The sequence below is a fragment of the Bacillus sp. Bwzl_19 genome, assembly GCF_054900515.1.
Window position 1 is genome coordinate 3,391,722 of record NZ_CM142729.1, and the last position, 12,490, is coordinate 3,404,211.

The window sequence follows — 12,490 nt, forward strand, 5'->3', positions numbered from 1 at the left end:
CATTCAGATTTTAAATAAAATATTTAGTTTATATTCAGCAAATGTTATAAAATATGCCATCCGGTTATGCTATAGTGATAGAATCATTTGTTAAGGTGGGTCATGAAATGAATAACGGTTATTCAAAGGCCGGCCGCGCAGGCCTCGGCATGGTATTGATTCTCGGGACGCTGGCTTCATTCGGGCCGCTTTCACTCGATATGTATCTGCCCGCTTTGCCTGAAGTGGCGGCCGACCTCCATACGTCAGCGTCACTTGCGCAGCTGAGCCTGACGTTTTGTCTTTTGGGGCTTGCGATCGGCCAGATTGTTGTCGGGCCGCTCAGTGATATGATCGGGCGCCGGAGGCCTCTGATTCTGTCATTGCTGCTTTATATGCTGTCTTCTTTATTATGCGCCTTCAGCCCTTCTGTTTCGTTTTTAATTGTCATGAGGTTTATTCAAGGGTTCACAGGGGCGGCCGGAATCGTCATCGCACGGGCTTCCGCACGCGATATGTATTCCGGAAAAGAATTGACGGCTTTTTTCTCATTACTGATGCTTGTGAATGGGGCGGCGCCGATCTTAGCGCCGATTACAGGGGGATTTATCCTTCAGTTCGCCGGGTGGAAAATCGTGTTTATCGTGCTGGCGGTGATCGGCTGTATCATTTTTGCCGCAGTAATTACGGCATTGCCTGAGTCACTTCCGCCTGAAAAACGGACAAGCGGCGGACTCCGGGAGACGCTGATGACGTTTCGGAGCCTGCTCGGCGACCGGATGTTTATGGGAATTGCGCTCAGCCAGGCGTTTGTGATGACCGGCATGTTCGCATATATTGCCGGGTCGCCGTTTGTGCTGCAAAACATCTACGGCGTGTCGGCGCAAACGTTCAGCCTGCTGTTCGCCGTAAACGGAGCGGGAATCATATGCGCTGCCCAAATCACCGGACGGATGGCCAAAACACATGATGAAAGGAAGCTGTTTGTCGCCGGGCTGTTCATTGCCGTCATCGGGAGCATCGCTTTGCTTTTATCGCTTGCCTTCGGATTAGGCCTGACAGCGGTCTGCATTTCTTTATTTATTATTGTCTCTTCAGTCGGCGTCGTCACGACGACAGGGTTTTCTTTGGCTATGCAAAAACAGGAGAAAGGCGCGGGGAGCGCTGCGGCTCTTCTCGGACTCCTGCCATTTATCGGCGGCGCGGCTGCCGCCCCACTGGTCGGAATAGCCGGAGAAGAAAACGCCTGGCCGATGGCTGTCAGCATTTTCGGTTTTCAGCTCTTTGCCGTTCTTTCCTACGCTCTGTCGGCAAAACGGAAAACAAAGTAAAGCCCGCCGCTTATTGCGGAGGGCTTTCTTCTTATCCTGCGGCGCCTTTTTCCGAAGAAGCCGGCTCACGCTTCAAGCGTTTTTTGATACCGAAGTGATAATACGCGTAACAGATGATCATCAGCGGGACGCCGCAGTACAGACCGATACGCTGGTCGGGGATAAAGATGAGACTGATTAAGATCAGCCCGTAGACCGAAAATCCGAGAATCGGCACGAGCGGATAAAGAGGCGTTTTAAATGCCAGGTCTTTCAGATTTCCTCCTTCAGCGAGAAAGCGCCTGCGGAAAACGAATTGTGAAGCGCAGATTGACATCCACGCGACGACGGTAATCATACCCGAAATGGAAATCAGCCATACATACACCGTTTCAGCCGCGACTACACTTGTCAGCAGGGATAAACCGGAGATAGCGATGGTGATGGAAAGAGCTTTCAGGGGCACGCCTTTTTTCGTCAGTTTCGTTAAGAAAGCGGGACCCATTTTGCTTTTTGATAGTGACCACATCATTCTGGACGAAGCGTACAGCCCGGAATTCGCCACCGACAGCATGGCGGTCAGAATGACAAAGTTCATGATATCAGCCGCATAGGGAACGCCGATTTTATCTAACACAGCCACAAACGGGCTTTCGATGACGCCTGCCGTTTGGTACGGCAAAATGGATACGAGAACAAACATCGCCAGCACAAAGAAAAACAGCGTCCGCCATATGACGTTTCGGATTGAGCGGGGAAGCGTCTTTTCCGGGTTTTCGCTTTCTCCAGAGGCGATTCCGACCAGTTCGGTTCCCTGAAATGAAAAATTCACCATGACAAGCGTAAACAGCACAGCTTGTGCCCCGTTCGGGAAAAGCCCTTTGTCCGTCATAAAGTTTGACAGATACGGCGCCGTCTGCCCGCCGTTAAAACCGACAAAGCCGAATACGGCAGCGCAGCCGAGAATAATAAACAATACAATGGCCATGACCTTAATGCTGGAAAACCAAAATTCCATTTCCGCAAAACTCCTCGCGGATAGCGCGTTAATGGAAAAAATGACGACACCGAATACAAGGCACCACACCCAAATCGGAACGTCCGGAAACCACCGCTGCATTAAAATCCCCGCCGACGTCAGCTCAAGCCCCACTGTATTGGCCCAGCTGAATGCGTACATCCATCCGATCGTAAAACCCGTCGACGGCCCCAGGAACTTTGCGGCATACGCCTGGAACGAACCGGCGACCGGCATGGCGACTGCAAGCTCCCCCAAACAAAGCATCACCAGATACATTAAAAATCCGCCGATCACATAAGCCATTATCGCGCCGATCGGCCCCGCTTCACTGATCGTAAAACCGGAGCCCAGAAACAGCCCCGTCCCGATCACGCCGCCGAGGGCGATCATAAATAAATGCCGGCCCTTCATCGTGCGCTGTAATTCATTTTGATTGGTATCTCCCTGCATATACATCCCCCTTATCCCGTTATGTCAGCCATTTGTGCGTATGTCTAATCGGTAGCTGTGCAAAAGGTGCAGCGTCGTCTGCTGAATGAGTTCAGGCAGCACATGGAATGTGTACGGTTTATACACCCGTTCCGTCCATTTATGGCCGTCCTTGCCATATACCCCTATATTGACCGATGGAATATTTAATTCCCTGATTTCTTTAAAAGGAATCATGCCGATGACATCCCATCCCGGAAAATTATCGGTAAAGGCGGAAACCTCAGCGTCTGTTTCATGCAGCGATAAGAAGCTTCCGTCCGCTAAATAAGGGAAAAACTTTTTAAAAGCGAATGTTTCTCCCGTTGACGCCGCTGTTTTATCGACGGCTTCTTGAATGACATGCTGCAATAGCCGGTCCCGCGTGCTCTCTTCCTTCAAATAATTGTGCGGAAGGTAAGGCGGCGCATAGAAAATAATGACCTTGGCACCCTGCTCAGGATCAAGTTTTTGCAGTTCCTCGACGGCTTTAAAGCATCTCATCCGCAGTTCAAGATGTTCATACGTTTTAAACGCCTGCTCTATACACTGCGCCGGGTCTATGCCGCGGCTTCTCAGCCTTTTCAGGTAATCTTCCAGACTGTACACTTGAACGTTCCATGAGATCTCTTTTTTCGGAAGGCTCGTTCTCCTGCAATATTCGTCGTAATAATCAGATAATTTTTGTTCTGTCTCTTTGCAGGCTTCGTCAGCCACGGCAGTCAGCTGATCCATGATTTCTTTGGCGGTTTTTTCGTAAATAAAATAATTAAAATAGACGTAGCTGCTGACGGCGGTCTGCACATTATACGCTTCTTTGTTGTCACGCTGGTACAGGCAGGTCGGCGGAAGCACAAGCTCTCCTTCAATGTTTTCTGCCATATGAATATTGTTATGGATTCTTCTGGTGATTTCTGACGCGATCAAATTCGGGTCTATGCCGGACAGCGTATCCCCGACATGCACTTCCCGCCCGTAAATCGCAAAGCAAGGCAAAAGCTTCCCGGCGGCGCCCGTGTATATGTACCGTGTCGTGTCACCATCATACAGCGGCGTGATAAAGTCGGTATTAATCGCCGCTAAATAACGAAGCTGTTTTTCTTGTTTCAGCCGTTTTAATTCAGAAATGCTTGTTAAGATGCCGGAATGCTGGCTTTCCTCATCTGGGTTTGCTATGAACAGAATATGGCCCGGCAATTGCTCACGCCGTTCAGAAAAGTGAAGCAGATTGGCGAGATGAACGGCAATACCGCTCTGCATATCAACCGATCCCCTTCCGAACATCCACTCGCCTGAGCGGGCGTCCCGCTGCACCTCCTGATCAAATTCATAGCTCGAGAAATACTCCGCGAGACGGTAGGAATCAAAAGCGATATCTTTTAAAGGGCCGAAATCCTCAATGCCGACCGTATCAAGATGGGCGTGATAAATGACCGTATTCAGGCTGTCACCGTTTCCTTCAATAAACGCGAAAATATTTTTGCGTCCGTAAGGGTCCTCAGGAATCGCCTGCTCCCACACATGTGACGGGTTGTCCTGAAAGTAGGGAAAGCTCTTGATCATATCTTTGATATAGTCGGCCTTCTTTCCTTCTTCCAATGTGCCGTTAATGCTGTTTAATGCCACCAGCGATTTCGTAATGGCTTCTATTTTCTCCTCCGGAAGCATTTTGCTGAGCTGCTGATACATGTTTCATCCTCCTTACTCTCATATAGAGAAAATAGCGCGAATCTCTTTGTCATCGCGCTATTTCCGAAAGATTAATAGGCTTCAGATGTTGTTTTCGCCTGCATATGAAGAATCAGATAATCAGGTCCTCCGGCTTTTGAATCCGTTCCTGACATATTGAAGCCCCCGAACGGCTGGTATCCGACAATCGCACCCGTACAGCCGCGGTTGAAATATAGATTTCCGACGTGAAAGTCTTCATGGGCGCGTTCAATGTGCGCGCGGGTTTTCGATAACAAAGCGCCTGTCAGTCCGTAATCCGTATTGTTGGCGATCTCAAGCATATGGTCGAAATCCCGGGCTTTAGAGATCGCGACGACCGGCCCGAAAAATTCCTCCTGCATCAGGCGGGCGTTTTCATCTACATCCGCAAAAATAGTCGGCTGAATAAAGTATCCTTTCGAATCATCACCTTCGCCTCCCGTCAGAAGTTTTCCTTCTGTTTTGCCGATTTCGATATAACTCATAACTTTATTATAAGACGCTTCGTGGATGACAGGCCCCATGTATGTATCAAAATCTTCCGGACTTCCGACGGTGAGTGATTTTGTTAAAGCGACGGCTTTTTCGACAACTTCATCATAGACGTCCTGATGAATGACCGCGCGGGAACCGGCCGAACATTTTTGGCCTGAAAATCCGAAAGCGGAATACACGATTGAGGAAGCGGCTAGATCAAGATCAGCATCTCTGTCTACAAGCACCGTATCTTTTCCGCCCATCTCGGCGATGACCCGTTTCAGCCACTTTTGGCCCGGCTGCACTTTTGCGGCTCGTTCATAGATGCGGCATCCGACTGCACGGGAGCCTGTAAATGACACAAACCTCGTCTTCGGATGCTCAACCAGGAAGTCGCCGATTTCTCCTCCGTCGCCCGGTATGAATTGGAGTACGCCGTCCGGCAGGCCCGCTTCCTTCATGACTTCAACGAATTTCGCCGCCACGACAGGCGCCGCATCCGCCGGTTTCAGCAATATTGTGTTGCCTGTTACGATAGCCGCTGCCGCCGTTCCGGCCATAATCGCAAGCGGGAAGTTGAATGGAGAAATGACGATTCCCACGCCAAGCGGCTCATAATGATATTGATTAAATTCTCCGTCACGGCTCTTTACAGGGGAACCGTCTTTCAGCTTCAGCATCTGACGGGCGTAATACTCTAAAAAGTCGATCGCTTCCGCCGTATCAGCATCCGCTTCCTTCCACGGTTTTCCCGCTTCTTTCACAAGGTACCCGGAAAATTCGTGCTTTCTTCTGCGGATGATCGCCGCCGCTTTAAACAGCACGTTCGCGCGGTGTTCCGGCCGTACTTTTTTCCATGTTTGAAATGCCTCAAGCGCCGCCTGCATGGCCTTCTCCGCAAGCTCCTTGCCGGCCGCCGATACAGTGCCGATCACTTCTTTTTTATCAGCCGGATTGACGGAAACGATTTTTTTATCCGTCTCAATCGATTCACCGTTGATGATAATCGGATAATGCTTGCCCAGCTGTGAATTCACATAAGCCAGCGCTTCTTGAAACGATTGTTTATTTGTCTCTTCCTGAAAATTTGTAAACGGTTCGTGTGCGTAAGAAACTGTCATTAGAATTCCTCCTCGTATTTTGTAATGTGTGCTCACGCTTTATGAAGATGCAAGAAGCATACCAGCATAACAAGCTGTGATAAAAAAAAGAAAATCTCTGCCGAAAGCGGACGAAGCTTGTCCGAATCTGTCAGCTGCATTCAGAAAACGCAAAGAAATTTTGCGATCTTCTGTTTAATCAGCGCAAAATTTCTTTGCGGGTAACACTTATACCCAGCCGCGGAAACGGGCGGCTTCAGCCGATTTTCTGATGCCTGTCATATATGCGGCCAAACGCATATCGACCTTGTGGGTATGCGCTGTCTGATAAATGGATTCAAATGAATTCACCATAACACTGCGCAGTTTTCCGGCGACTTCCTCCGCAGACCAGTAAAATCCTTGATTATTCTGCACCCATTCAAAATAAGACACTGTCACGCCGCCCGCGCTTGCCAAAATATCCGGCACAAGAAGCACACCTCTTTCATTCAGGATTTTCGTGGCGTCTATCGTTGTCGGCCCGTTCGCCGCTTCCACAATGATCGAGGCTTTAATGTTATGAGCGTTTTCAGCCGTAATCTGATTGGAGATCGCGGCAGGCACGAGAATATCACAGTCTTTCTCCAGCAGCTCCCGATTCGTTATGATATCTGAGAAGAGATTCGTCACCGTGCCGAAGCTGTCCCGCTTATCCAGCAGGTAATCAACGTCAAGGCCGTCAGGATCATACAAAGCGCCGTGGGCGTCTGAGATGCCGATCACCTTGGCGCCCGCGTCATGCATAAATTTAGCGAGAAAACTTCCGGCATTTCCGAACCCTTGAATGATGATGCGCGCATTTTCCAATGGAATCCCTTTTTTCTTAACGGCTTCCTCAATACAAATCGTGACGCCTTGCGCGGTCGCCGTTTCCCGCCCCTGTGAACCGCCCAGAACGATCGGTTTGCCCGTAATGAATCCCGGTGAATCAAATTCTCTCAGCCGGCTGTATTCGTCCATCATCCACGCCATAATCTGCGAGTTGGTATATACGTCAGGAGCCGGAATATCCTTTGTCGGGCCGACGATCTGGCTGATTGCCCGCACATATCCGCGGCTCAGCCGTTCCAGCTCCCCGAATGACATCGTCCGCGGATCACAGATGATGCCTCCTTTCCCGCCCCCGTAAGGAAGATTTGTGATGCCGCATTTTAAAGTCATCCAGATGGAAAGCGCCTTGACCTCTTCTTCACTGACTTCAGGGTGAAACCGCACGCCCCCTTTTGTCGGGCCGACCGCATCATTATGCTGTGAGCGGTAGCCCGTGAAAACCTGTACTGAGCCATTGTCCATTTTGACCGGAATGCGGACGGTCAAAAGCCGCATCGGCTCTTTCATTAATTCATACATATTGTCGGGATACCCCAGTTTACGCAGGGCTTCCTTAATGATCGATTGTGTTGACAAGAACAAATTAAGAACTTCTTTTTCTTCATCTTTCTGATTGCTTTTAGAAAGCGGGTTGGCTGACATGTTTTATCACCTCATCGTATTTTACGTGTAAGCTTCAATTACCGGCAGAACAAAATGTAAGCGCTTTTACACCAAGACCCATCAGTCCCTTTCACATTGTCGTTATGCCCCTTTTTATATGCAAGATTCATGCCAGGATTTTGCGCATAAAAAAAGAGGCTGTTGTCAGCCTCTTTCATCCCGGATTAACGCGGGTCAATGACCAGTTTTGTTTCGGCGTAAAGACTGCCGGCACCCAAACCGTTTACGTAATCGCCTTTGATTGTATACGTGCCGGCGCGCGGAAGGTTTTTACGCACCAGAACGAGATTGTATTCAGTCGCTCCCAGCAAGTCAAGGGTAAGCGGGAGTCTGACCGTTTTTCCATAGTTGAGAATTTGCGTTTCTTTCAATGTTCTTCCGTTTACAGAGTCCCTCACAGTGGCGTTGAACCCGTCGGGAAATTGAAATTCAATGGCACCGACGGCAAGCAGCGCATTCGGCTTGTATGTGACTTCAATATCAGACGTCGCGTATTCTTTCGTACTGTTGATGGTTTTCGCTTCAATAACGGCAGATTGGGCATTCGCATGAAAAGATGGCAAGAACACAGCTAAAAATACAGCAGCACTGATGAAAAAAGCAGAAAATGATTTTCTTTTTAACATCATTGATTCCTCCAGATTATATGGGATTCAGAGCGTCCTCTGCCGGAAAAGCGTGTCTGATGATTCCATTCGCGCGAATTGGAGTTTCTCTTTTCCTGAGAATAATCTACCACCTTTACCCATGTAAGTAAATTGTTTTTTAAGAATATTCTATCTTTTATTTTCAAAGACATCAGCTGAAAATCAAAAAACGAAGACATCCGCTGTCTCCGTCTTGTGCGCTACCGATGAGCCGTCTTCCAGTCAAATCCGATGGTTTCATCATTCCACGGGATTCTTTTTTCGTCAGGCTGATCCGGATTATAGGACATTGTCGTAAAATAAATAATAGTCAGCGGGGTTTCTCCCAGCACTCTGTAACCGTGCGCGACTCCTTTGGGAATGAGAAGCAGCATCGGATTGTCTTCTCCCATGTAGTAGACATCCGTTTCTCCCTTGGTTGCTGACTCTTCGCGAAGGTCATGCAGCACGACTTGGGCATGGCCCGTCGGGAAAAACCACAGGTCATCCTGTTTCTCATGATAGTGAAACGCTTTAATGACGCCGGGATAGCTTTTTGACCAGGAAGCCTGCCCGAAATGTTCCAGAAGTTGTTCATCGTCACGGACGAGTTCTGAGAAAAAACCTCGGTCGTCACTGTGTTTGATCAGCTTTTTGATTTTTACGCCTTCGATCACTTGCACTGTCCCTCCCTTTGTAAATAATCCCGCAGCGCATCCCGCCAATGCCTCATGCCAAGCCCCTGCCGTTCAATCGACTCAAGGCTTAACACCGAGTAAGCGGGACGGGGCGTCTTATTTCCGTATTCCTCCGTCGTGACGGGCAGCACATCGGCGGTCCTGCCGCTTTCTTCAAAAATGGCCTTGGCGAATTCATACCAGCTGCACACTCCGCTGTTTGCGGCGTGGTACGTGCCCGGCGGCCTGTCAAAGAGACCGATCACCGTTTCGGCTAAATCCTTTGTGTAGGTCGGTGCGCCGACTTGATCGTTTACGACACGCACTTGATCATGTGTATCCGCAAGCTTCAGCATCGTATTGACAAAGTTGTTCCCGCCGCTGCCGTACACCCACGATGTTCTGATAATGGTGTGGTTTTTTCCCGTTAACCGGATCAGTTCTTCGCCGAGTTTTTTGCTTTTTCCGTAAATCGTTCCGGGGTCTGCGGGATCATCTGTGTGAGAAGGCCGTGTTCCTTTGCCGCTGAAGACGTAATCGGTGCTGATGTGAATAAATCTCGCTCCGGTATTTTCAGCCTCAAGCGATGTATAATAGGCTCCGATTCCGTTTATTAAATACGCTTTGTCGAGCTCCGTTTCACATTTGTCAACGGAGGTGTATGCCGCCGTATTGACGACGATATCCGGCTTGTAATGGCTGAACGAGTGCCGCACCGATTGCTGGTCGGATATATTCATCATCGCTTTTGTCAGGGCGATCACTTCATACCCTTCCTGCTTCAGTCGGCGGCATAACTCCCGCCCCAGCTGGCCGGCCGCTCCGGTTACTAATACTTTTGTCAATCGGATCCCCTTCTTTCCGATTAGTCTTGGCTGCCTGTATACCAGCGAATGGTTCTTCTCATTCCTTCTTCAAACGTTACGTCCTGCCGCCAGCCCAGCTCTTGTTTCAGCTTTGTGGCATTGATGGCGTAACGGCGGTCATGCCCTTTTCTGTCTTCGACATGGGCAAACCGTCCCTCGACTCCGAGCTCCTTCATGATAAAAGCCGCCAGATCTTTATTCGTCCGTTCATTTCCGCCGCCGATATTGTAAATTTCGCCGAGCGTTCCTTTTTCCAGTACAAGTTTAATGGCGCGGCAATGATCTTCGGCAAACAGCCAGTCTCTGATCTGCATCCCGTCGCCGTACAGCGGAACCGGCGTGCCGTTTACGGCGTGTCTGATAATGGTCGGAATCATTTTCTCGTGATGCTGATAAGGCCCGTAATTGTTGCTGCATCTCGTAATGATGGCGGGAAGCTTATGGGTTTTCACATAGGACATGACGAGCAGGTCTGAGCTTGCCTTGCTTGCGGAATACGGATTATTCGGCGAAAGCGGCGTCGTCTCCGTAAAAGCGGGATCATCCGGCCCCAAATCTCCGTACACCTCGTCAGTTGAAATATGAATCAGTCTGCCGGCCTTTCCCTGTAACACCGCGTCGGCCAGTCGGTATGTGCCCATCACATTTGTTGTGATAAACGGCTCTGCCTGATTTATGCTTCTGTCCACATGAGATTCAGCCGCAAAATGAATGACGGCGTCATACATTTGGGAAAAGGCTTTGTCGATGTCCTCTTTTTTAGAGATGTCACCTTTAATAAAACGGAAACGGCCGTTCTTTTTTAAGGCTTCTATTTCAAGCGGCCTGCTTGCATACGTGAGATTATCCAGGACGGTAATCTGCGCGTCCGTTTCTTTCAGCATCATGTTTGTAAAGGTGAGGCCGATAAATCCGGCGCCGCCTGTAATTAAATATGATTTTGGCATGATTAATGTTCCTGTCCTTTCTGTATCGCCTGTTGCGCCAGGCTTCCGGCGAGGCAGAGCGATTCATGCGTGCCCGCATCCACCCACCAGCCCTTTAACACATCATACGTCAGCTCACTGTGTTCAATGTATAAATTATTGACATCCGTAATTTCCAGCTCGCCGCGTTTTGAAGGGGAAATTTGATCAATATAAGAAAACACTTCGGCGTCATACATGTAGATCCCTGTGACGCATAGGCTGGTCGGCGGCTGCTCCGGCTTTTCAATGATCGACTTGATCCGTTTGTTTTTTTCATCAATCTCGGCGATGCCGAAGCGCTCAGGATCATCAACTTCCTTCAGCAGCACTTTCGCTCCTTTTCCCTGCTGTGCGAAGCGTTCCGTATAAGGTTTTAATGAATCTTCAAAAATATTATCTCCTAAAAGCAGAACGAACGGGTCGCGTCCGGTGAACCGTTTTGCGTACGATAAAGCGTCCGAAATGCCGGATGCGGCGGGCTGAACCTGATATGTGATCGAGACGCCGAGCTCTTCTCCGTTTTCAAGAAGTTTATGAAATTGCGGAATATACTCTTTTTGCGTAATCAGCAATATATCCTTAATTCCCGCTTCTTCCAGCTTCATGATCGACCAGTAAATCATCGGATATGGACCGACAGGGAGTAAATGCTTATTGACCGCTTTCGTCAGCGGCATAAGGCGTGAGCCGGTGCCTCCGGCTAAGATAACACCTTTCACATCAACACTTCCTTACGTGTGGTTTTATCACAATTCAAAAAGAATCGCCGCCGCCCGTTTGATGCCTCTCCCGTCAACCAGCGGCGTTCCGTTCTGATGAAGTCCGAGCCGCATCTGATAATCAGCGGTCAGCTCAGACATATGCCGAGCAAGAACGTCCGCTGACATGCGTTCTCCGAGGCCGAGATGAACGGCGGCTCCCCGTCCGGCGAATTTTTCTGCCGTCACGGTTTGATGCGCCACTTGAGATAGAACGATGCAGGGCACACCCGTACAAATGGTTTCATATAAAGTAATGCCGCCGGACACGACGGCCATATCAGCCTTTGTGAGAAGCTCGGCCATGTCATTTGTCTGCCTTACCAACCCGGCATAAGGCATTTGCGCAATAAGCGCGCGCACGTCATCAGCGTGTGGAGCGGCGCCGCCCATGACGATGATCACCTGTTTGCGCTGAATATCCGGAATGCGGCGGCATGCTTCTATCACTTTAAAGACAAGCTTCTTAGGGTCGCTTCCTCCTAAAGAAACCAAAATGGTCCGGCATTCTTTTCTGAGCTGATAGAGCTGTTTGGCTTTTTCAAAACCCGGATGAAGAATCATATATTCCGGGCCTTCATATACAACGGCGCTGCCCATTTTAACCATCCGGCTTTTCAGTCCGCCATATATGCCGTTTATGACGGCATCGCATAAATGAATAACATGTTCCCGTTTTTCTTCAAACAAGACGATGCGGGCAGATGAGTGCTTTTTGATTTCTTCAAGCCAGTCACACGGTATATCGAGCAGATCGAATATGAGCAGGTCAGGAGCCTGCCGGTTTATTTCCCGGACAATAAATTCCTTCTGTCCCTTGTCAGGCTTGATGATTACTTCCCATTTGTCAGAAGAAAGATAAGAGGAAGCCTCTTTGTTGGTATAAAACGTAATGGAGCATTTGGTCTTAATGGCATCGGCAAGCAGTTTCATCCGGACGACGTGCCCCATGCCGATTTCATAGCCCCCGTCTGAGAATATCAAAACCCGCATC

General features: G+C 49.3%; 11 protein-coding genes. 1 reads left to right on the forward strand and 10 read right to left on the reverse strand.

Going from position 1 to position 12,490, the window contains the following annotated elements; genetic code table 11:
• Window positions 1-107: 107 nt before the first annotated feature.
• On the forward strand, window positions 108-1,310 hold the full coding sequence (locus ACW5MY_RS18015; protein ID WP_289394013.1) for a multidrug effflux MFS transporter: 1,203 nt from the start codon (window positions 108-110) through the stop codon (window positions 1,308-1,310).
• Window positions 1,311-1,341: 31 nt separating this feature from the next.
• Here ACW5MY_RS18015 and ACW5MY_RS18020 read toward each other — a convergent pair whose 3' ends face one another.
• The 10 genes from ACW5MY_RS18020 to ACW5MY_RS18065 all read right to left on the reverse strand — a co-directional run bounded on the left by ACW5MY_RS18020 (window position 1,342) and on the right by ACW5MY_RS18065 (window position 12,489).
• A complete protein-coding gene (locus tag ACW5MY_RS18020) occupies window positions 1,342-2,760 on the reverse strand; it encodes an amino acid permease (protein WP_065522453.1) in 1,419 nt (472 codons plus the stop codon).
• A 24-nt stretch (window positions 2,761-2,784) separates the two neighbouring features.
• Window positions 2,785-4,467 carry a M20/M25/M40 family metallo-hydrolase gene (locus ACW5MY_RS18025; RefSeq protein ID WP_289394014.1) on the reverse strand — a complete coding sequence of 561 codons (1,683 nt, stop codon included), beginning with the start codon at window positions 4,465-4,467 and terminating at the stop codon, window positions 2,785-2,787.
• 71 nt (window positions 4,468-4,538) lie between these two features.
• Entirely contained in the window at window positions 4,539-6,086 is a 1,548-nt protein-coding gene (pruA, locus tag ACW5MY_RS18030; protein ID WP_462061636.1) for an L-glutamate gamma-semialdehyde dehydrogenase, read from the reverse strand.
• A 207-nt stretch (window positions 6,087-6,293) separates the two neighbouring features.
• Window positions 6,294-7,580, reverse strand: a complete 1,287-nt coding sequence (locus tag ACW5MY_RS18035) for a Glu/Leu/Phe/Val family dehydrogenase (RefSeq protein WP_013353994.1) — start codon at window positions 7,578-7,580, stop codon at window positions 6,294-6,296.
• Between the two features lie 185 nt (window positions 7,581-7,765).
• On the reverse strand, window positions 7,766-8,227 hold the full coding sequence (gene bslB / locus ACW5MY_RS18040; RefSeq protein WP_014471192.1) for a biofilm surface layer hydrophobin BslB: 462 nt from the start codon (window positions 8,225-8,227) through the stop codon (window positions 7,766-7,768).
• A gap of 221 nt (window positions 8,228-8,448) precedes the next feature.
• A complete protein-coding gene (locus ACW5MY_RS18045) occupies window positions 8,449-8,904 on the reverse strand; it encodes a dTDP-4-dehydrorhamnose 3,5-epimerase family protein (protein ID WP_014471193.1) in 456 nt (151 codons plus the stop codon).
• A complete protein-coding gene (gene rfbD, locus ACW5MY_RS18050; RefSeq protein WP_013353997.1) occupies window positions 8,901-9,749 on the reverse strand; it encodes a dTDP-4-dehydrorhamnose reductase in 849 nt (282 codons plus the stop codon). The genes ACW5MY_RS18045 and rfbD overlap by 4 nt, the downstream gene beginning before the upstream one ends.
• A gap of 20 nt (window positions 9,750-9,769) precedes the next feature.
• Window positions 9,770-10,717, reverse strand: a complete 948-nt coding sequence (rfbB, locus tag ACW5MY_RS18055; protein WP_013353998.1) for a dTDP-glucose 4,6-dehydratase — start codon at window positions 10,715-10,717, stop codon at window positions 9,770-9,772.
• Window positions 10,718-10,719: 2 nt separating this feature from the next.
• Window positions 10,720-11,457: a sugar phosphate nucleotidyltransferase gene (locus ACW5MY_RS18060; protein WP_013353999.1), complete on the reverse strand. Its 738-nt coding sequence runs from the start codon at window positions 11,455-11,457 to the stop codon at window positions 10,720-10,722.
• Window positions 11,458-11,484: 27 nt separating this feature from the next.
• Entirely contained in the window at window positions 11,485-12,489 is a 1,005-nt protein-coding gene (locus ACW5MY_RS18065; protein ID WP_061573617.1) for a PseG/SpsG family protein, read from the reverse strand.
• Between the last annotated feature and the right edge of the window lies 1 nt (window position 12,490).

Coding starts and splice junctions, on each gene's coding strand:
- ACW5MY_RS18035 (WP_013353994.1), bottom strand. CDS start 7,580: ATGTCAGCCAACCCGCTTTCTAAAAGCAATCAGAAAGATGAAGAAAAA.
- ACW5MY_RS18025 (WP_289394014.1), bottom strand. CDS start 4,467: ATGTATCAGCAGCTCAGCAAAATGCTTCCGGAGGAGAAAATAGAAGCC.
- ACW5MY_RS18065 (WP_061573617.1), bottom strand. CDS start 12,489: ATGCGGGTTTTGATATTCTCAGACGGGGGCTATGAAATCGGCATGGGG.
- ACW5MY_RS18020 (WP_065522453.1), bottom strand. CDS start 2,760: ATGCAGGGAGATACCAATCAAAATGAATTACAGCGCACGATGAAGGGC.
- ACW5MY_RS18015 (WP_289394013.1), top strand. CDS start 108: ATGAATAACGGTTATTCAAAGGCCGGCCGCGCAGGCCTCGGCATGGTA.
- rfbB (WP_013353998.1), bottom strand. CDS start 10,717: ATGCCAAAATCATATTTAATTACAGGCGGCGCCGGATTTATCGGCCTC.
- bslB (WP_014471192.1), bottom strand. CDS start 8,227: ATGTTAAAAAGAAAATCATTTTCTGCTTTTTTCATCAGTGCTGCTGTA.
- pruA (WP_462061636.1), bottom strand. CDS start 6,086: ATGACAGTTTCTTACGCACACGAACCGTTTACAAATTTTCAGGAAGAG.